Source organism: Ahrensia sp. R2A130, from assembly GCF_000179775.1.
Lineage (GTDB): Bacteria > Pseudomonadota > Alphaproteobacteria > Rhizobiales > Rhizobiaceae > Pseudahrensia.
This window is the reverse complement of record NZ_AEEB01000003.1, coordinates 190,755-209,454: the sequence shown is the minus strand read 5'-3', so window position 1 is coordinate 209,454 and position 18,700 is coordinate 190,755. Positions and strand designations below refer to the sequence as shown.

The following is an 18,700-nucleotide window of genomic DNA, read 5'->3' as shown; positions in this document are numbered from 1 at the left end:
ATCTAACCGTTCCAGCCACCCAATCGTTGCTAAGTTGCAACTATTTGTGGCGGAAATGCAACGCTTGTCTCATTTACCCAATTCCGCGCGTCACCGGCATATCGAGTTCCTTCAGCTTCTTTCGAAGCGTGTTCCGGTTCAGACCAAGAATACGCGCTGCCTTGATCTGATTGCCCCGTGTGGCCTTCAGCACGACCCGCAGCAACGGCTCTTCGACCTCGCGCAAAATGCTCTGATACAAGTCGTTCAGCGGAGCCTCATCGCTGTCGGCATCCAGCGCCTGACTAGCCAATGTCGAGATTGCTGTGGCCACATCCAGTTCACCCTCGGCAGACATTCCGGCAGGCATGTCGCCCCGCGGGCGGACGCTTCGCAGCTCGCTATCGACCAATTCGCCCGTGATTTGTTCCTGCGGATGCAGCGCCACGAGACGTTGGACAAGGTTTTCCAGTTCGCGAACATTACCTGGCCAATTGTGAGCTCTCAGCCGGTCTAACGCTTCGGATGTGAAGGCTTTGAGCGGCAGGCCGTTGTCGTGGGCAAGTTCAAGAAAGTGACGAGCGAGGTCTGGCACGTCCATCCCGCGTTCACGCAATGGCGGTACCCGTAGGGGCACAACGTTCAATCGGTAAAAAAGGTCTTCGCGGAATTGGCCAGAATCGATGAGCGCCGTGAGATCCTGATGGGTGGCCGCCACAATTCGCACATCTGTGGGAATCGCTTTGCGACCTCCCACCGTCGAATATTCGCCTTCCTGCAGCACACGCAGCAGGCGCGTTTGTGCCTCCAGCGGCATATCGCCAATTTCATCGAGAAACAGCGTGCCGCCCTCAGCCTGCTCGAACCGGCCTGCGGAACGGGATTCAGCTCCGGTAAACGCGCCTTTCTCGTGACCGAACAATTCCGACTCGATCAGTTCGCGCGGGATCGCGGCCATATTGATGGCAACGAACGGGCCGTTCTTTCGCTTGCCGAACTCATGCAGAGCCTTGGCGACAAGTTCCTTACCTGTGCCCGACTCACCGTTGATGAGGACGGTCAAATCTGTCTGCGTCATGCGCGCAATAACGCGGTAAATATCCTGCATGGCGGGGGAACGACCAACCAGCGGCATACGCGGTTCATCGGGCGCAGACTTCGTTGCCGTTCCCACCGGTTGGGCCAGCGCGCGTTCCACGGTAGAAACCAGTTCCTTTAGATCGAAGGGTTTCGGGAGGTAGTCGTAGGCACCTTTTTCAGTGGCTGTAATCGCCGTCATGAATGTATTTTGCGCGCTCATTACGATTACCGGTAGGTCGGGCCGAATGCGTTTGATGCGGGGCAACAGTTCGAACGCATTTTCATCGGGCATGATGACATCGGTGACAATCAGATCGCCGTCACCTGCCTGCGTCCAACGCCAAAGCGTTGCCGCATTGCTGGTAACGCGAACCTCATAACCGGCACGTGTAAGGGCTTGAGACACCACGGTGCGAATCGCCGAATCATCATCGGCTACAAGAATTTCAGCCATTCGTCAGACGCGCCTCTTTCCAGACGGGCAGCAAAATTTCGAAACGGGTGCCCTTCCCGCTGCGGTCACACGAAACGACACCGCCATGGTCGCCAACAATTTTCGCCACCAATGCCAAACCGAGACCGGAGCCATTGATTTTCGACGACACGAAGGGATCGAACATATGCGCCAGAATATCGTCAGGAATTCCCACGCCATTATCGCCGACAGACAGTGAAATCGGCAGCGACACACGATCACGACTGCCAGCGGCGGCCACCCGCATTCCGGGACGGTAAGCGGTTTTTAGCGTCAGCACGCGATCCTCGCGTCCCTCCATCGCTTCGCAGGCGTTCTTAACGAGGTTGAGGAACACCTGAATGAGCTGGTCACGGTTGCCGAGAACCGGCGGTAATGACGGGTCGTAGAGCTCTTCGACCATCACACCGCGCCCAAAGCCGCTTTCCGCAACCTTTTTTACGTGTTCCAGAACCGAGTGAATATTCACCGGATCGCGTTCCACAGGCCGTTCGTCGGAGAAGACCTCCATCCGGTCCACCAGCCTCACGATCCGATCCGTCTCGTCGGTGATGAGGCGCGTAAGCGTGCGGTCATCTTCCGTGCCAGAGGTTTCCAAAAGTTGAGCAGCGCCGCGAATGCCAGATAGTGGATTCTTGATCTCGTGGGCCAGCATCGCAGCTAGACCTGTTACCGTTCGGGCAGCACCGCGATGGGTAAGTTGGCGGTCCAGCGTATCGGCCATGGAGCGCACCTGAAGCTGCACTGCAACGCGCCCTTCTTCCTCCACCATGGGTGAAACGTAGATATCCACCCAACGCTCACTGCCGAGCCGAGGGGATGAGAGATCGACTTTGTACTCGTTGACCGGCGAGCGGCCCTTTAGCACCTGTTCGATGAGCGCGCGCAATGGGCTTGCTAGACTGAGGTATTGATCGAGATTGCGCGCCAAAAGCACAGCTGCGCTGGTCTTGAAGAACATCTCCGCAGAAGTGTTGGCAAAGTGAAACTTCCCGCTTGCATCCACCACGAAAACCGGGTGCGGCAACGCGTTCATAACACCCAGCGCTTCGCTTGTTTCAACCAGATCGCTCATGCGGCGGTCCGAATTGGAGCTACTTGCGACTGCGAGAACAGTTTCTCCACCATCGACAGCACTTCGGTCGCATCCGTGCCCGTCATAATCGCGCGGCGTAGCGGAGACTTCCGCACATCTTTCGGCAAATGCGCGGCGTACCAATCGATATGTTTACGGGCGTTGCGCAGGCCCAGTTCCAAACCGTAATGGGACAGCATCGCGTCCACATGTTCGCAGACCAGCGCAGCGAGGTGTTCACCTGACGGTGTTTCAGGAACCGGTGTTCCAGCAAGTGCCGCTCCGATCTGACCCGGCAACCACGGCGCGCCGTAGGACGCGCGACCGATCATCACCCCATCAGCGCCACTGGCAATGAGGGCCGCACAGGCCGTCGCCTCATCACAAATGTCGCCGTTTACGACCAGCGGCAATCGGCTGGCTTCGCGCACAGCGCGGATGGCATCCCAGTCGGCCGTGCCCTTGTAGAACTGGTTGCGCGTGCGCCCGTGAACGGTGAGCATCTGTACGCCAGCATTTTCTGCCCGACGGGCAAGTTCAGGCGCGTTTATAGATTGCTCATCCCAGCCCAAGCGCATCTTCAACGTCACGGGCAAATCGGTAGCTGCGACCACGGCGTTGATCAGGCCTTCTGCATTGTCAAGATCGCGCATCAGTGCGGAGCCGCTATAGCCGTTCGTCACGCGCTTGGAGGGGCAGCCCATATTGATGTCGATGATGGTTGCGCCAGCGTCTTCCGCCATGCGGGTGGCGCGGTCCATCCATTGCGGTTCGCGGCCTGCTAGCTGCACCATATGGTCCGGCAGGCCGGCACCTGCAGCCTTTAGCACCATTTCATCCATGCCCGTGGTCAGCGCCTCGCTGGCCACCATTTCCGACACGACCATGCCTGCGCCGTAACGCCAAGCCAGCCTGCGGAACGGAACATCGGTCACGCCGGACATGGGCGCAAGAAACGCTGCATTGCGCACGGCCCGGTTGCCGATGGTGAACGGCTGCTCTTGTTTTGGGCTCTCTTCCAACATGCCTGCTTTCTAGGCAGACACGCTTTGCATCGCAAGCCAAACGCTTGCGGTGGCAATGGTGGCGTGGCAATCGAACCACATGGATAAGCGTACGAAAACAGCCGTCATTATCGTTGCCGCAGGGCGCGGCGAGCGCGCGGGCACGGACCATGGACCGAAGCAATACCGTTCACTTGGCGGACGCAGCGTCATCGACCGCGCCATTGCAGCCTTCAGCGCACATGACGGTATCGATCTTGTTCAGCCGGTCATACATGCAGACGATCACGAACTTTTTGCAGTCGCTGCGAAAGGTGGTCCGAAATTATTGCCACCCGTGAACGGTGGCGCAACGCGGCAGGCTTCGGTCCTGGCCGGCTTGGACGCTCTGACCCATTACAATTGCGAGCGCGTGCTGGTTCACGATGCGGCCAGACCTTTCGTGACCGCAGGCATCATCGACCGTGTGCTGAACGGTTTGGACAACTCGGTAGGCGCGTTACCGACGCTTGCGGTGGCCGACAGTTTGCAAAAGGTCGACAACAATGTGGTCGGCGATACTGTCAGCCGCGAAGGCCTGCACATCGCTCAAACTCCGCAGGGCTTCGCATTCGAACCTTTCCACGCGGCGCACAAGGCTGCCGCCAACAAGGGCGTGAATACCTTCACCGACGACAGTTCGTTGATGCGCGATGCGGGCCACGAGGTAACTTCAGTCGAAGGGGACGCCGTGAACACGAAATTGACCACAGCCGACGATATTGCGCGCGCGCAGGCGGCATTTTCAGTGCCCGATATTCGCGTGGGTCATGGCTACGATACGCACCAACTGGTCGATGGTGACAGCATATGGCTGTGCGGTGTCGAACTTCCTCACAGTCGAAAACTCAGCGGCCATTCCGATGCCGATGTCGGCCTTCACGCGCTTACAGATGCACTGCTGGCAACAATCGCAGATGGCGATATCGGCTCTCATTTTCCGCCTAGCGATGAAAAATGGAAGGGCGCGAAATCCGATCAGTTTCTTGCCCATGCGATAGGATTGGTGCGGAAGGCTGGTGGCACGGTCACCCATATGGATGTGACGCTGCTTTGTGAGAGCCCGAAGATCGGTCCGCATCGCGATGTGATGCGCGGCGCGATGGCAAGCATTACCGGCGTCGACCGCGCCCGAATTTCGGTAAAAGCGACTACCAATGAACGCATCGGCTTCATCGGTCGCGAAGAAGGTATAGTGGCTTTAGCCACAGCCACGGCGGTTTTTGGAGTAGTTACATGAGCGCAGATGCTGCCGCTGTTCTAGGTGCTGCAAAAGCCAAGGGCGTCATGATTGCCACGGCAGAAAGCTGCACTGGCGGCCTCATCGCTGCGGCATTGACCGAAGTCGCCGGATCATCAGCGGTGGTCGAACGCGGCTTTGTTACCTATTCCAACGAAGCGAAGACGGAGATGTTGGGCGTTACCGCCGACCTGATAGCCGATCGCGGCGCTGTTAGTGAGGAGGTCGTAACGGCTATGGTTGCCGGAGCACTTGCCAAATCGCGCGCAACACTAGCCGTCGCCGTAACCGGAATAGCCGGACCGGGTGGTGGAAGCGAAGCAAAACCTGTCGGACTAGTGTTCGTTGCCGCAGGTTTGGCAGGCGGTGAGATGGCGGTGCAAAAGTGCCGCTTTGACGAAGAGGGTATCACAGACCGCAGCGGCATTCGTAAACGCACCGTCGAGGTTGCGCTTGCTATGTTGCTCGATCAACTAACGGCAGCGCCTTCGCCGTAGAGTTCGTCTGCGCGCTGTTCGAATGCCTGCACGAATTTTCCGAAAGCGCGGTCGAACATCGAGCCCATCAGCATTTGTAACGCGCGGCTTTTGAACTCATAATCCAGCGTGAAATGGACTGTGCAACGCCCCGTACCGGCCTCTTCGAATCGCCAGCGGTTGTCGAGATATTTGAACGGGCCATCGATATAGCTGGCCTGAATTTCTCGCGTCTCGCGATTCAGAACCACTTGGCAGGTGAAGCTTTCGCGCACCTTTTTGTACCCAGCCGTCATGTCGGCCACCAAAATTTCGCGACCTGCTTTCTCGCGGGTCTGCCGTATGGCTAACGCCTGACATAGGGGTACAAATTCTGGATACTGCTCGATATCGGCGACAAGCTGAAACATATCATCCGCCGAATGGGCGACGGTGTGAACCTTCTCAAATTGCGGCATATCAGGCGGCCTGCTGGTCCCGCGCTTCCCGCAAGCGGGCGAAATCTTCATCAGCGTGGTAGCTGGACCGGGTCAAAGGGCTGGACGAGACCAAGAGAAAGCCCTTGGCGTAGGCCGCTGTTTCGTAAGATTTGAATTCATCGGGTGTGATGTAGCGGTCGATGGCGTGGTGCTTTTTGGTCGGCTGCAGATACTGGCCAACGGTCAGAAAATCGACCTGCGCAGAACGCAAATCATCCATCAATTGCAGCACTTCGTTGCGCGTTTCGCCAAAGCCAACCATTAGGCCGGATTTGGTGAACATAGTCGGGTCCAGTTCCTTCACCCGATCTAACAAGCGCAAAGAATGGAAATAACGTGCACCGGGGCGGACCGTGAGATAGCGGCCGGGTACGGTTTCAACGTTGTGGTTGAACACGTCAGGTTTCGCTTCCACGACAATTTCCAACGCACCATCTTTGCGCAGGAAATCCGGTGTCAGAACCTCGACTGTCGTGCGTGGCGAAGCATTTCGAATGGCGTAAATGGTGTCGGCGATATGCCTTGCCCCGCCGTCGTCAAGATCGTCGCGATCCACCGATGTTATGACAACATGGTTGAGGTCGAGCTGCGCCACCGCTTCGGCAACGCGCTTGGGCTCGTCGCTATCCAGCGCGTCGGGACGGCCGGTTTTCACGTTACAAAACGCACAAGCGCGGGTGCAGGTGTCGCCCATGATCATCATGGTGGCGTGCTTTTTCGACCAACACTCGCCGATATTCGGGCAGCCCGCCTCTTCACACACCGTGACCAGCTTGTTGCTGTTCACGATCTGGCGGGTTTCTTCGTAAACGGGCGAATTGGATGCACGAACGCGGATCCAGTCAGGCCGCTTGGGCGCGGCAGGCTGGTCCGGACGGTGTTCTTTTTCGGGATGTCTCGGCTTCGGAGCCGAGATCGTATCAAGCAGCGTTACCAAGACATCCCCTCTTCAACAGTCGACCTAACGGCTTTTGATAGCGCGATAGACCCAGATAAGCAGACATGCACCGATAACGGCAACGATGCCCTGAACAATAATGCCACCGCCGGCAAAAACGCCAAGCAAACTAAGCAGGAAGTTCAAAACGACCGCACCAAGAATACCGAGACCGATATTCGCGAGCAGGCCCATATCGGCCTTCATGATTTTTTCTGCAATGAAACCGGCGATACCGCCGATAATGATCGTCATAATCCAGCCAAGACCTGTCATCTTAAACTACCCTTTGATTTGTTTATCGAAATGATGGGTAACACCATGCCACACGAACGCCGCGATAGCGCTTGGGTTCCATATTTTCAACAGAACAACTGTCAGCTAAGCGTCTTCCAAAGCATCAGGCGATGCAGCAATCAGCGTCACGCTTTCACCGCAGCCACAAGCTGATGTCTGATTCGGATTGTTGAACACAAAGCCTGAGCGCAATTTCGTCACCTCAAAATCCATTTGAGTGCCGAGCAGGAACAGAACCGCTTGTGGTGCAATGAACACCGTGTTGTCACCTGCAGGAATGGCATCGTCACCCGCTTCCGGGGCCGTTACGAGATCGACGGTATATTCCATACCGGCACAACCGCCATTTTTTACGCCTATACGAATACCCTTGGCATCGTCAGCGTTGGCAACGATTTCATCTACGCGCGAGATAGCTGCATCTGTTAAAGTGATGACTGCAAAACGAGACATTGTGACTCTCCTATTGTTTGAACATAGGGGCAATGCGGCCCATGTTCAAACGCACGCTAGACATACCATCCAAGCGCGATCTGCGCTTCTTCGGACAGCCGTTCCGGCGTCCATGGCGGATCGAAAACCATGTTGACGTTCACGCCGGACACGCCCTCGACAGGGCTGACCGCGTTTTCCACCCAGCCGGGCATCTCGCCTGCCACCGGGCAACCGGGTGCGGTCAACGTCATGTCGATGTCGACCATGCGGTTGTCGTCTATGTCGATGCGGTAGATCAGACCGATCTCATACACATCCGATGGAATTTCCGGATCATAGACGGTCTTCAACGCAGCAATGATATCGTGGGTCAGCCGCTTCAATTCATCATCGTCGATGGCGGTGACATTGCCATCTGTGACGTTTGGTACGTGTGGCCCGCCTTCAGGCAGAAGGTCATCACGAACATGTTCTGGTACGGTGTCGGCTACTTGCTCGGTCATGCGAAAAACTTCCGTGCTTTCTCGAGGCTCTCCACAAGAGTATCGACCTCTGCGCGGGTGTTGTACATGCCGAAGCTTGCCCGGCATGTCGATGTGACGCCGAAACGCTGCATCAGCGGCTGGGCGCAGTGGGTGCCAGCCCGCACGGCGACGCCTGAACGGTCGATGACCATCGACACATCGTGGGCGTGAACGCCTTCCAGTTCAAAGGAGAAGATTGCGCCTTTTTCAGGCGTATCGCCGATTATTCGCAGCGCGTTGATACCGTGCAGTTGCTCGCGGCAATAATCGCGCAGATCAGCCTCGTGATCCGCAATCGCGTCGCGTCCGATGCTCTCCATATAGTCGAGCGCAGCGCCCAAACCGATGGCTTGAACGATGGGCGGCGTGCCTGCTTCAAAGCGGTGCGGCGGGTCGTTATAGGTTACGCCATCGGTGGTGACGTCGAGGATCATCTCGCCGCCGCCCTTGAAGGGACGTGTTTCTTCCAAGGCTTCAGCCGTGCCATACAGCGCGCCGATGCCCGACGGGCCATAGAGTTTATGACCGGTGATGCAGTAAAAATCGCAACCGATATCCTGCACGTCGACCGGCATGTGCACAGCACCCTGCGAACCATCGATCAATGTACGAATGCCTCGCGCGCGGGCCATGGCGCAAATTTCTTTCACCGGCAGCACACCGCCGGTGACGTTCGACATATGGGTGATGGCAATCAGCTTGGTTCGGTCGGTGCAGGCGGCTTCCACGGCTTCCAGCGATACCGCGCCGCTCTCATCACAATCCACCCATTTCAGCACCGCGCCATGACGCTCGCGTAGAAAATGCCATGGCACGATGTTGGAGTGGTGCTCAAGGATCGACAAAACGATCTCGTCACCCGGCTCGATGTGGGGTATCGCCCAGCCATAGGCCACCAGGTTGATCGCGTCCGTCGTGCCGCTGGTCCAGACAATGTTGTTTTCTGACGGTGCGTTCAGGAATTTTGCCATCTTGCCGCGCGCAGCTTCAAACGCGTCGGTCGCTGCATTCGATAAGAAATGCAGGCCACGGTGAACGTTGGCATATTCATTTTCATAGGCGTGGCGCGTGGCGTCCAGCACCTGTGTCGGCTTCTGCGCCGATGCACCATTGTCCAGATAGACAAGCGGTTTGCCGTGAATTTCCCGACTAAGGATCGGGAAATCAGCGCGAATTTGATCGATGGGGTATGCGTTAGACATTTGCGTCCAGCCAGTCGTCCATACGGGCTTCCAGCGCCTCTTCCAGTTTCTCGTCTTCCATGGGCTCAAAGGCTTCGGCAACGAAGGCTTTGATGAGCAGGCGGCGGGCGCGTGTTTCAGAAATGCCGCGCGCCATCAGGTAGAACAGGTAGCTCGGCTCCAGATCAGTGACCGTCGCGCCGTGGCCGCACTGCACGTCATCAGCAAAGATTTCGAGTTCAGGCTTTGCGGAAAAATCACAATCGTCCGAAAGCAGCAATGTGTTGCAGGCCATCTTCGCGTCTGTCAGCTGCGCGGGTTGTGCAACGTTGATCTGGCCCTGAAACACGCCGCGACCGCGACCGGTGCACACGTTACGGAACAGCTCGTTTGCCGTTGTGTTGGCGACGTGGTGGTTGATCGTAGATGTGACGTCGATGTGGGCTTCACCACCGACAAGATTGATGCCAGCGATTTCGACGTGCCCGCCCTCGCCCCGGCAATCGAACACGATTTCCTGCCGCACCAGCTTACCGCCAGCGTTCAGAACGAAAAGGTTGATCGTGGCGTCTTTGCCGAGGTCCACGGTCAAGCGCCCCATGCGGGATGCGGCGTCGCCCTCTTCGATGGACAGGATATAGGTCAGCGTAGCGCCCTCGCCCACTGTAATGTCGACGTGGGACGAGTTGAGGTAACCGTTACCGTTCGGACCGCAAGCGCGTTCGATGACGGTGGCTTTGGAGCCTGCGCCAGCGTTAACCGCAAAGCGTGTACCGGAGGCTGTGTTGGCAGCGCCGGTTTGTGCGTGGGCAAGGCCCAACACGCGGTCGACTTCTACGCCATCGGCGATCTCGACAGTCACGCCGCCGATGGCGACAGCAGCATTGATGAGCGATGTGGCGTCAGCATTGCTGGTCGCACTTGGCGCTTCCGGCAGACCGTCCGTTACCGAAATTCCGGCAGGCAATGCTTCGCCAAAATCGTGGTAATAGCCGTCGCGGAAATGCAGCACGCAGGCGTCGGATGCCAGACGCGGATAAGGTTTGCCAGCATCGCGGGCAACCTCTTCCGACACGGGAGCGGCAGGTTCGAACCCGCCCTTCAGCAGCGCGCGCAGGTCTGTGTAGTGGTAATATTCCACGCGGCGGGTTGGCAGGCCGTTGGCTTCAATTGCGTCCACGGCAGCCTTGCGGGCCGAGGTGTCGCCATCAAATGTGCTGCGGGCCACTGCATCGATAAGCGATGTTTCGCCTTCGGTGAGAATGCGGGGGGAATGGGCTGTCATGGTTACGCCGCCGCCGCGATGATGTCGGCATAGCCTTTGGCTTCCAGTTCCAAGGCGAGATCCTTGTCGCCGGATTTTACGATGCGGCCCTTCGACAGAACATGCACGCTGTCCGGCACGATATGGTCGAGCAGACGCTGGTAGTGAGTGATGACGATCACGGCGCGGTTAGGGTCGCGCAGGTGGTTTACGCCATCGGAAACCACTTTCAGCGCGTCAATATCAAGGCCGGAATCAGTCTCGTCGAGCACGCAGAGTTTTGGCTCCAGCAGGCCCATCTGCAGAATTTCCGCACGCTTCTTTTCACCACCGGAAAAGCCGACATTGACCGGGCGCTTCAGCATATTGAAGTCGATCTCGAGGTCCTTGGCTGCGCCCCGCACGCGCTTGATGAAATCCGGCGTGGTCAGCTCATCCTCGCCGCGCTGCTTGCGCTGGGCGTTCATGGCTTCCTTCAGGAAGGTCAGCGTCGGCACACCGGGAATTTCGACGGGGTACTGGAAGGCCAGAAACACGCCGGCAGCTGCGCGTTCGGCTACGTCCATTTCCAGCAGGTCTTCACCCATATAAGTGATCGAGCCTTCGGTGACCTCGTAGTCGTCCTTGCCGGACAAAACGTAGGACAGCGTGGACTTGCCAGAGCCGTTCGGCCCCATGATCGCAGCCACTTCGCCAGCCTTCACCGACAGGTTTAATCCGCGAAGAATTTCCGTTTCATCTTCCGCGATGCGGACGTGGAGGTTTTTGATTTCAAGCATGAACTAGAGGTCTTTCTTGTAGATAATCCAGGTATCTCGAACGATCGAGAGAAAAAGAAATGGCGCGATTAAAACTAACGCCCAGTAGAATTTGCCGTCGCCTTCAGGCCACCCCCGCCAAACAGAAACTAGTGTGGGGATAAACAGAACCAACGTAATCCGCCTGTTCAGCCGTGGGTTGCGACGCTTGGCCATATCTTGAGGAGCGAGGCCAAGGCGTTCTCGCTCTATCTTCTCTCTGCGAGCCCACTCAAACATTATAGATCGGAATCTCGTTGATTTTATTCGCCCCTGTTGGTCCGTCTCAGCAACAGCGCTCCTAAGCTATTTTGAGCGCGACCAGCGCGATCAGCGTGGATTTTGGAAGTAGAACATCACCCCACACTCCCCTCAAGCGAAATCCCAATCAGCTTCTGCGCTTCGACGGCAAATTCCATCGGCAGTTCCTGAATCACTTCTTTCACAAAGCCATTCACGATCAGCGCGATCGCTTCTTCTTCCGGTATTCCGCGTTGGAGGCAGTAGAACAGCTGGTCATCGGAGATTTTGCTTGTCGTCGCCTCGTGCTCCAGCTGGGCTGAGGCGCTTTTGGTTTCGATGTAGGGCACGGTGTGTGCGCCGCAGCGGTCGCCGATCAGCAGGCTGTCGCACTGGGTGAAATTGCGTGCGTCACTGGCGCGGCGGCCAACGTTGACCTGACCGCGATAGGTGTTCGACGAGCGGCCCGCCGAAATGCCTTTGGAGATGATGCGGCTGGTCGTGTTCTTGCCGATATGCAGCATCTTGGTGCCGCTATCGACCTGCTGCATGCCGTTGGACACGGCGATGGAGTAGAACTCGCCCTGCGAACCATCACCGCGCAAGATGCAGCTTGGGTATTTCCACGTGACAGCTGAACCGGTTTCCACCTGCGTCCATGAAACTTTTGAGTTCTTGCCGCGGCAGTCGGCACGTTTGGTGACGAAGTTGTAGATGCCGCCCTTGCCGTTTTCATCACCGGGATACCAGTTTTGAACGGTGGAATATTTGATCTCGGCATCATCCATGGCGATCAGTTCGACCACAGCTGCGTGCAGCTGGTTTTCATCGCGCTGGGGTGCCGTGCAGCCTTCTAGATAGGACACGTAAGAGCCCTCTTCGGCGATGATGAGCGTGCGCTCGAACTGGCCGGTGTTCTCTTCATTGATGCGGAAATAGGTCGACAGTTCCATCGGGCAACGAACACCCTTTGGCACATAGACAAACGAGCCGTCTGTAAAGACGGCGCAGTTCAGCGTGGCGAAATAATTGTCCGACACCGGCACAACGGTGGCCAGGTATTTCTTCACCAGTTCGGGGTGGTCCTTGATGGCTTCCGACATGGAACAGAATATCACACCAGCTTTGGCCAACTCTGCTTTGAAAGTAGTGACAACCGACACGGAGTCGAACACGGCATCCACCGCAACGCGACCGGACTTATAGATGTTGTCACCCAAATCTTCTTCGCGATCATCCTCAGCAGCAAGAGCAGCCTTCGTTGCAGCGACACCGGAAAGCACTTCCTGTTCGCGCAGCGGAATACCCAGCTTTTCATAGGTTCGCAGCAGTTCGGGATCAACCTCGTCGAGCGACTTCGGACCTTCCGCGAAATTCTTCGGGGCGGCGTAGTAGTAGATGTCCTGATAATCGATCTTATCGTACTCGACCCGAGCCCAATCCGGCTCCGTCATCGTCTTCCAGCGCTCGAACGCCTCCAGACGCCAATCCAGCATCCACTGTGGCTCGTCTTTCTTGGCGGAGATAAAGCGGATCGTGTCTTCGTTGAGACCGATTGGGGCCTTGTCGGACTCGATATCTGTCGAGAAGCCGTATTTGTACTGGTCGATCTCCAGCGTTTTGACGGTGTCGATGGTTTCCTGAACGGCGACCATAATATCTCTCCTTTTGGCGGCGGCTTATGCCGCGCCTGACAGTTGTGTTTGCTGCTGGGCCATCTGCAATACAGTGACCCGCGACAGAATTTTGTCGAACGCCATAAGAAAGGCGTCCATATCTTTGGCCGTGCTGTTCCAGCCGTAGCTGACCCGAAGCGCGCCCTTTGCGATGTCCGCATCGACGCCCATCGCCGATAGAACATGGCTCACACCAACTTTACCCGACGAACAGGCCGAGCCGCTCGAAAGCGCTACGCCTGCCAGGTCGAAAGCGATCAACGCGGTCTGCGCGTCCATGCCCTCGACGGCAAAACAGCAGACGTTTGGTGTTCGTTCCGCATCTCTACCATAAAAGTGGAGTTTTTCACTCCAGCCTTGAGATGTGCATATGGACATCAGACCGGCTTCGGTCGAGTCCCGCAGGTCGGAAAGATGTGCGGCATCGTGCGCTTCAGCGGCGGCAGCTTCAGCCGCAGCACCGAAACCAGCAATTCCGACTACGTTTTCAGTACCGCCACGACGGCGCATTTCTTGTCCGCCGCCAGCGATAAAAGTGAGCGGCAGGACGTTTTCTGCAGCCAACACAAGCGCGCCGACGCCAGCGGGTCCGCCGATCTTGTGGGCAGACAGCATCAGAAAATCGACACCCAATGTGGCGATGTCGATTGGCATGCGTCCTGCCGCCTGAACGGCATCGCAGAGCGTGAACCCGCCGCGCAAGCGAACTTTGCGGGCGATTTCATCCACCTGTTGAATGATACCCGTTTCGCTGTTCACCAACTGCACGGCGACGAACAGAGGTCCGAAAGAATCGTCATGCTCCTCGAACATTGCGTCCAGCGTTTCGTCGGTCAGTCGGCCCTGCTCATCAACGGCAAGCGGAAAGACAACATGGGGAGAAAAACGGCCGCTATCCAAAACGCAAGGATGCTCGGTCGCAGATCTATACAAACGCGGTGCAATGCGCTCTTCGCCGTCTACGAAGATGTGTGGTGTAAGCGCTGATGCAGCAGCTTCCGTCGCGCCGCTGGTGAAGATCACACCAGCGGGTTTTGCGCCAACCAGCGTTGCCACCTGCGCCCGGGCACGCTCTACTATAGCGCGGGCAGAGCGCCCCTCACCGTGGATCGAAGACGGGTTTCCCGTGCAATCCATAGCCGCCGCCATAGCATCACGCGCGACCGGGCGCAGTGGTGCACTGGCATTGTGATCAAGGTAGAAACGGTGGCCGGTCACGGTATGTTTCGCGCACTTTCGAAGGATTAGAGATTGCCGGACATGGTCGCTCAAGCTGGCCATGTCCAATTTTCTTGAAATTCCGGGCTTCGTTAGCGTATACGCGCCGTTGAAAACCCGTTTTCTTCGCTACGCTTCCCATCGAATGGGGCGCGGTACGAAGTTTTGAACTGTTCTAAACTAGGTTAAGAACCTCGCCTGCCCACGTCAAGCCGTAGCTGGCCGTTGTGGGTCTGGCGGCGGCACTTGTCGCAGTCGGATATTTGTCAGGAGACACTATGCCCGAAGTTATCTTCACCGGCCCCGAGGGCCGATTGGAAGCACGTTACCAGCCGTCTGAAGACAAGAACGCGCCCATCGCGATCATACTGCACCCGCATCCGCATCCGCAGTTTGGTGGTACGATGAACCATCCGATCGTCTACAAGCTGTTCTACATGTTTCAGGAACGCGGCTTTACGACGCTTCGTTTTAACTTTCGCGGCGTCGGTCGTAGCCAAGGCGAGTTCGACCACGGTGCTGGCGAACTGTCAGATGCAGCTGCTGCGCTCGATTGGATTCAGACGCTTCATCCTGATTCGACCGGCTGCTGGGTCGCGGGCTTTTCCTTCGGTTCATGGATCGGCATGCAGCTTTTGATGCGCCGTCCGGAAATCGAAGGCTATATTTCTATCGCACCGCAACCGAACGTCTATGATTTCGCGTTCCTCGCGCCTTGCCCGTCTTCCGGCCTCATAATTCACGGCGAAGACGACCGCGTGTCTCGCCCTGAACACGTGCAAACGCTGGTGGACAAGCTGCGTTCGCAGAAGGGCATCACCACAACGCAGATCACTCTGCCCGGGGCCAACCACTTCTTCTCCGACCATCAGGACGAGTTGCTGGACGAGTGCCAGATCTACCTCGACAAACGCTTGGGTCTCATCGAAGGCGGCATCGAAGAGACGATGTTGCTGCGCTAGATCACCCCTGAAGCACAGATTTAAAATTAAGCAAAAGGCCCGGATGGAAATACCATCCGGGCCTTTTGCGTTTGACCTATTCTGCAGTTAGGCGCTGGCGCGACCAAAGTTCTTGCGATTGCCAAACCCTGCTGAGGCAGCTTGAGGTTCTTGAGCAGCTGCTCGGTGAGCGTCGTATTGCGCTCTGGAGATGCCGTGCTTCGCCAGCTCTTTGTCGATGGCCCGATTCTGCTGCCACTTCTTGTGAGCATTTGATGCCATGGCGAGCGCTACAAACCCCATCACGAATGTCATGACAAAGCCGAATGGCCAGATGTCTTTTATGCCAGACCAGGCAGACCCCATGCTGACCCCATCGAAACTGGATGCTTTTGCAGGTGCGTCGACGGCGGTCATACCCAAGGCTGGCAATAGCTTTTCGACAACAACTTTCTGGTTCACCTCGACATAGCCGCGGGTAGGCTTGCTAAAATAGCCGACCCATTCTCCGCCGCCAAAGAAGCCGTGTTTCCAACCGAGATCAAAGTAGCGGCCCTCTCTCTTGAAGTTCTCGATATCGGGCAATTCGCGCACGAAGACGACATCGCTGCTACCACGGCTCATAGGTATGATGATTGGGATCACCCTGACCTTCTTGCTGGACCGCGAACTAAAACCGCCGCGACGCTTTGCATCTGCATCTGTTGGAAGAAGGGTTGGCAGGATGAAGATCGCTGCCAGCATTGTCAGAATGTACTTCATGGCGGTCGCCCCTGCCCGATATAGAGTTCATTTCGGGAGCAAACCTAGCTGCGACATGTTGACCGAAGGCTGCTAAGGACGATTAACGGGCGGCTAATTTTCATCCTCAGGTTGAACCGGACTTTTCAAATGCCGGGCCAGCACGCCACCCGTGGTTGGCTCGGCGCAACCGGTTGTTTCGGGGAAGGTTAGCGGCAGGCCTTCAACGCTTCGCACTGCGAGATAGGCGAAAGCTTGTGCTTCCAGCATATCGCCGTCTAGGCCGAGCTTGTCAGCCAGTTGGACGGTTGCTCCGTCATGATCTGCCATGGCTGATAGATCACCCACTATGCTCGGGTTCAACCTTCCGCCGCCGCACAAAATCCAGGTCTTGGGCCGCTTCGGCAAATGGTCGACCGAGCGGTAGATCGCTTTAGCCGTAACATGCGCCAGAGTGCGCGCGCCATCGTGAAGGCCTGCGGCACTTGTTTCCAACGCTGCAAAATCGAGTCGATCCAGTGACTTCGGTGAATCCAGTTCGAAGTAAGGCGATGCCATGTAGCGCTCGACCACGGACGCCACCACGCCTCCCTCGCTGGCAATCGCGCCACCCTGGTCGAAAGGCACGCCTGCACCGTTATGCACCCACTGGTCGATAAGCGCGTTGCCCGGGCCGCAATCGAATGCGATCAGATCATCGCCATCGACATAGCTGATGTTGGAAATGCCGCCGATATTAACGAAGGCCACCGGCTCATCGAGTTTCAGCCCGAACGCCAGCGCTTGATGGAACACGGGCACCAGCGGCGCGCCTTGCCCGCCCGACTCCATATCAGCGGCGCGCATATCGAAGACGGTGTCGATACCGGTGACATCAGCCAGTGCCTGTCCATCACCGATCTGTACGGTGAGCGCGACATCAGGGCGATGCAGGACGGTCTGGCCGTGGAAGCCCAGAAGATCGACTTCAGACGGGTGAAGTTTCGCTTTTTCCAACAAATGGAATGTCGCGTCCACATGGAGTTCAGTTAGTTCCACTTCCAACTCTGCAATCACTGCCGGACGTTCATCGCGGTGTTGGATAACCTTCGCATCTTCAAGCGCAGCCTCGATCCGTTTGCGCGTGGCCGGTGAATAGGGCCGCTCAATCGCCACGCCCATTTGCACCGCGTTACGCCCATCCGTTCGCACCAACGCGGCATCGATACCGTCCATCGATGTGCCGCTCATCAGGCCGATTGCAGTTTTCATTTCAAGCCTCGTTGCGCTGCGGGTTGGACAGGTTCGGCTGGTGGTGTAGCACACCGGCGACGTCCACAACCGATTATGCACCCATGTCCCGCTTCAAATCCGATTTTCTCGCAACGCTCGACGAGCGCGGCTTCATTCACCAGATTTCAGACGAGACCGGTCTCGACGATCTGCTGACCAAGGAAGTCGTGACGGCCTATATCGGCTTTGATGCAACCGCGAAGTCCCTGCATGTCGGCTCCATGACGCAAATCATGCTGCTGCACTGGTTCCAGCAGACCGGCCACCGCCCCGTCGCTTTGATGGGTGGCGGCACCACCATGGTGGGCGACCCTTCCGGCAAGGACGAGTCGCGCCAGATGATGACGGCGGAGATCATCGCCGACAACAAGACGTCCATCCAGAAATGCTTCGATCCTTTCCTGACCTTCGGCGACGGCAAGAACGATGCGATCATGGCGGACAATGCCGACTGGTTGCTGGACCTGAACTATGTCGAGTTCCTGCGCGACTACGGTAAACACCTGTCGGTCAACGCGATGCTGGCGCGTGATTCCGTGAAGACCCGGCTGGACCGCGAACAGCACCTGTCCTTTCTCGAATTCAACTACATGTGCCTGCAGGCCTACGACTATGTGGAATTAAGCCGCCGCTATGATTGCCGCCTTCAGATCGGTGGTTCGGACCAGTGGGGCAATATCCTGTCCGGCGTCGATCTCGGTCGTCGCTCCGGCACGCCTCAATTATACGCGCTCACCTCGCCACTGTTGACCACATCGTCAGGCGCGAAGATGGGCAAATCCGCCTCCGGCGCGGTGTGGATGAACGAAGACATGCTGCCGGTTTTCGATTTCTGGCAATATTGGCGCAACACCGAAGACGCTGATGTGCCGCGCTTCCTGAAGCTGTTCACGACCCTGCCGATGGATGAAATCGCGCGCCTTTCAGCACTTGAAGGTAATGAGTTGAACGACGCCAAAAAAGTGCTGGCGACAGAAACAACCGCGATGGTACATGGCCGCGATGCTGCAGAAAAAGCAGCGGAAACGGCACGGCAGACTTTCGAGCAAGGAACAGTTTCTGCCGACCTTCCTACCATATCTGTACCCGCTGGGGATTTCGAAGCTGGCACGGGTATTCTGGGCCTTCTCGTTACCGCCGGACTTGCCGGATCGAATGGTGAAGCACGCCGGCACATCAAGGGCGGCGCGGTGAAGGTCAACGATCAGGCGGTCTCAGATGAACGCATGATGTTGGACAAATCCTTCCTCACCGATGGCGCTGTGAAACTGTCCTTCGGCAAAAAGCGCCACGTCCTGATCCGCCCCGAATAGTTAGACCCACTCGCTCC

At 57.1% G+C, this 18,700-nt stretch carries 19 protein-coding genes; 4 read left to right on the top strand and 15 right to left on the bottom strand.

Annotated elements, in window-relative coordinates:
- Positions 1-73: 73 nt before the first annotated feature.
- The 3 genes from ntrC to dusB are packed head-to-tail and all read right to left on the bottom strand — an operon-like array spanning position 74 to position 3,634.
- Entirely contained in the window at positions 74-1,513 is a 1,440-nt protein-coding gene (gene ntrC / locus R2A130_RS01755) for a nitrogen regulation protein NR(I) (RefSeq protein ID WP_009463122.1), read from the bottom strand.
- Positions 1,506-2,609, bottom strand: coding sequence for a nitrogen regulation protein NR(II) (locus tag R2A130_RS01750; RefSeq protein WP_009463121.1), 1,104 nt, complete (start codon positions 2,607-2,609; stop codon positions 1,506-1,508). Before R2A130_RS01750 ends, ntrC begins: the two co-directional genes overlap by 8 nt.
- Positions 2,606-3,634, bottom strand: a complete 1,029-nt coding sequence (gene dusB, locus R2A130_RS01745) for a tRNA dihydrouridine synthase DusB (RefSeq protein WP_009463120.1) — start codon at positions 3,632-3,634, stop codon at positions 2,606-2,608. Before dusB ends, R2A130_RS01750 begins: the two co-directional genes overlap by 4 nt.
- A gap of 79 nt (positions 3,635-3,713) precedes the next feature.
- On the opposite strand from dusB, the gene R2A130_RS01740 reads away from it, so the two are divergent.
- Both R2A130_RS01740 and R2A130_RS01735 read left to right on the top strand, forming a co-directional pair.
- Entirely contained in the window at positions 3,714-4,892 is a 1,179-nt protein-coding gene (locus tag R2A130_RS01740; protein WP_009463119.1) for a bifunctional 2-C-methyl-D-erythritol 4-phosphate cytidylyltransferase/2-C-methyl-D-erythritol 2,4-cyclodiphosphate synthase, read from the top strand.
- Positions 4,889-5,389 carry a CinA family protein gene (locus R2A130_RS01735; protein WP_009463118.1) on the top strand — a complete coding sequence of 167 codons (501 nt, stop codon included), beginning with the start codon at positions 4,889-4,891 and terminating at the stop codon, positions 5,387-5,389. The genes R2A130_RS01740 and R2A130_RS01735 overlap by 4 nt, the downstream gene beginning before the upstream one ends.
- Here R2A130_RS01735 and R2A130_RS01730 read toward each other — a convergent pair.
- The 10 genes from R2A130_RS01730 to R2A130_RS01680 form a co-directional block, all read right to left on the bottom strand.
- The gene (locus tag R2A130_RS01730) at positions 5,362-5,826 is read right to left on the bottom strand and encodes a type II toxin-antitoxin system RatA family toxin (RefSeq protein WP_009463117.1); all 465 of its coding nucleotides are present in this window, start codon (positions 5,824-5,826) and stop codon (positions 5,362-5,364) included. The genes R2A130_RS01735 and R2A130_RS01730 overlap by 28 nt on opposite strands.
- A 1-nt stretch (position 5,827) precedes the next feature.
- Complete coding sequence (lipA, locus tag R2A130_RS01725; protein ID WP_009463116.1) at positions 5,828-6,784, bottom strand: lipoyl synthase; 957 nt, start codon at positions 6,782-6,784, stop codon at positions 5,828-5,830.
- Positions 6,785-6,808: 24 nt separating this feature from the next.
- Complete coding sequence (locus tag R2A130_RS01720) at positions 6,809-7,060, bottom strand: GlsB/YeaQ/YmgE family stress response membrane protein (protein WP_009463115.1); 252 nt, start codon at positions 7,058-7,060, stop codon at positions 6,809-6,811.
- A gap of 105 nt (positions 7,061-7,165) precedes the next feature.
- Positions 7,166-7,534 carry a Fe-S cluster assembly scaffold SufA gene (gene sufA / locus R2A130_RS01715; protein ID WP_009463114.1) on the bottom strand — a complete coding sequence of 123 codons (369 nt, stop codon included), beginning with the start codon at positions 7,532-7,534 and terminating at the stop codon, positions 7,166-7,168.
- A 56-nt stretch (positions 7,535-7,590) separates the two neighbouring features.
- Positions 7,591-8,019 carry an SUF system Fe-S cluster assembly protein gene (locus R2A130_RS01710; RefSeq protein WP_009463113.1) on the bottom strand — a complete coding sequence of 143 codons (429 nt, stop codon included), beginning with the start codon at positions 8,017-8,019 and terminating at the stop codon, positions 7,591-7,593.
- On the bottom strand, positions 8,016-9,242 hold the full coding sequence (locus tag R2A130_RS01705; protein ID WP_009463112.1) for a cysteine desulfurase: 1,227 nt from the start codon (positions 9,240-9,242) through the stop codon (positions 8,016-8,018). Before R2A130_RS01705 ends, R2A130_RS01710 begins: the two co-directional genes overlap by 4 nt.
- The gene (sufD, locus tag R2A130_RS01700) at positions 9,235-10,506 is read right to left on the bottom strand and encodes a Fe-S cluster assembly protein SufD (protein WP_009463111.1); all 1,272 of its coding nucleotides are present in this window, start codon (positions 10,504-10,506) and stop codon (positions 9,235-9,237) included. Before sufD ends, R2A130_RS01705 begins: the two co-directional genes overlap by 8 nt.
- Before the next feature lie 2 nt (positions 10,507-10,508).
- On the bottom strand, positions 10,509-11,264 hold the full coding sequence (gene sufC / locus R2A130_RS01695) for a Fe-S cluster assembly ATPase SufC (RefSeq protein WP_009463110.1): 756 nt from the start codon (positions 11,262-11,264) through the stop codon (positions 10,509-10,511).
- Positions 11,265-11,638: 374 nt separating this feature from the next.
- Positions 11,639-13,177: a Fe-S cluster assembly protein SufB gene (gene sufB / locus R2A130_RS01685; protein ID WP_009463109.1), complete on the bottom strand. Its 1,539-nt coding sequence runs from the start codon at positions 13,175-13,177 to the stop codon at positions 11,639-11,641.
- Between the two features lie 24 nt (positions 13,178-13,201).
- A complete protein-coding gene (locus tag R2A130_RS01680; protein WP_009463108.1) occupies positions 13,202-14,416 on the bottom strand; it encodes a cysteine desulfurase family protein in 1,215 nt (404 codons plus the stop codon).
- Between the two features lie 278 nt (positions 14,417-14,694).
- On the opposite strand from R2A130_RS01680, the gene R2A130_RS01675 reads away from it, so the two are divergent.
- A complete protein-coding gene (locus R2A130_RS01675; protein ID WP_009463107.1) occupies positions 14,695-15,378 on the top strand; it encodes an alpha/beta hydrolase in 684 nt (227 codons plus the stop codon).
- A gap of 87 nt (positions 15,379-15,465) precedes the next feature.
- Here the strand turns inward: R2A130_RS01675 and R2A130_RS01670 are convergent, their stop codons facing one another.
- Together R2A130_RS01670 and R2A130_RS01665 are read right to left on the bottom strand one after the other, a co-directional pair.
- Positions 15,466-16,119, bottom strand: a complete 654-nt coding sequence (locus R2A130_RS01670) for a hypothetical protein (protein ID WP_009463106.1) — start codon at positions 16,117-16,119, stop codon at positions 15,466-15,468.
- Positions 16,120-16,212: 93 nt separating this feature from the next.
- Positions 16,213-17,349, bottom strand: coding sequence for an anhydro-N-acetylmuramic acid kinase (locus tag R2A130_RS01665; RefSeq protein WP_009463105.1), 1,137 nt, complete (start codon positions 17,347-17,349; stop codon positions 16,213-16,215).
- A gap of 83 nt (positions 17,350-17,432) precedes the next feature.
- Between R2A130_RS01665 and tyrS the strand changes: the two genes are divergently transcribed.
- Positions 17,433-18,683 (top strand): tyrosine--tRNA ligase, encoded by a 1,251-nt coding sequence (tyrS, locus tag R2A130_RS01660; protein WP_009463104.1) that lies wholly within the window; start codon positions 17,433-17,435, stop codon positions 18,681-18,683.
- Positions 18,684-18,700: the final 17 nt, after the last annotated feature.

Coding starts and splice junctions, on each gene's coding strand:
- ntrC (WP_009463122.1), bottom strand. CDS start 1,513: ATGGCTGAAATTCTTGTAGCCGATGATGATTCGGCGATTCGCACCGTG.
- R2A130_RS01750 (WP_009463121.1), bottom strand. CDS start 2,609: ATGAGCGATCTGGTTGAAACAAGCGAAGCGCTGGGTGTTATGAACGCG.
- dusB (WP_009463120.1), bottom strand. CDS start 3,634: ATGTTGGAAGAGAGCCCAAAACAAGAGCAGCCGTTCACCATCGGCAAC.
- R2A130_RS01740 (WP_009463119.1), top strand. CDS start 3,714: ATGGATAAGCGTACGAAAACAGCCGTCATTATCGTTGCCGCAGGGCGC.
- R2A130_RS01735 (WP_009463118.1), top strand. CDS start 4,889: ATGAGCGCAGATGCTGCCGCTGTTCTAGGTGCTGCAAAAGCCAAGGGC.
- R2A130_RS01730 (WP_009463117.1), bottom strand. CDS start 5,826: ATGCCGCAATTTGAGAAGGTTCACACCGTCGCCCATTCGGCGGATGAT.
- R2A130_RS01720 (WP_009463115.1), bottom strand. CDS start 7,060: ATGACAGGTCTTGGCTGGATTATGACGATCATTATCGGCGGTATCGCC.
- sufA (WP_009463114.1), bottom strand. CDS start 7,534: ATGTCTCGTTTTGCAGTCATCACTTTAACAGATGCAGCTATCTCGCGC.
- R2A130_RS01710 (WP_009463113.1), bottom strand. CDS start 8,019: ATGACCGAGCAAGTAGCCGACACCGTACCAGAACATGTTCGTGATGAC.
- R2A130_RS01705 (WP_009463112.1), bottom strand. CDS start 9,242: ATGTCTAACGCATACCCCATCGATCAAATTCGCGCTGATTTCCCGATC.
- sufD (WP_009463111.1), bottom strand. CDS start 10,506: ATGACAGCCCATTCCCCCCGCATTCTCACCGAAGGCGAAACATCGCTT.
- sufC (WP_009463110.1), bottom strand. CDS start 11,264: ATGCTTGAAATCAAAAACCTCCACGTCCGCATCGCGGAAGATGAAACG.
- sufB (WP_009463109.1), bottom strand. CDS start 13,177: ATGGTCGCCGTTCAGGAAACCATCGACACCGTCAAAACGCTGGAGATC.
- R2A130_RS01675 (WP_009463107.1), top strand. CDS start 14,695: ATGCCCGAAGTTATCTTCACCGGCCCCGAGGGCCGATTGGAAGCACGT.
- R2A130_RS01670 (WP_009463106.1), bottom strand. CDS start 16,119: ATGAAGTACATTCTGACAATGCTGGCAGCGATCTTCATCCTGCCAACC.
- R2A130_RS01665 (WP_009463105.1), bottom strand. CDS start 17,349: ATGAAAACTGCAATCGGCCTGATGAGCGGCACATCGATGGACGGTATC.
- tyrS (WP_009463104.1), top strand. CDS start 17,433: ATGTCCCGCTTCAAATCCGATTTTCTCGCAACGCTCGACGAGCGCGGC.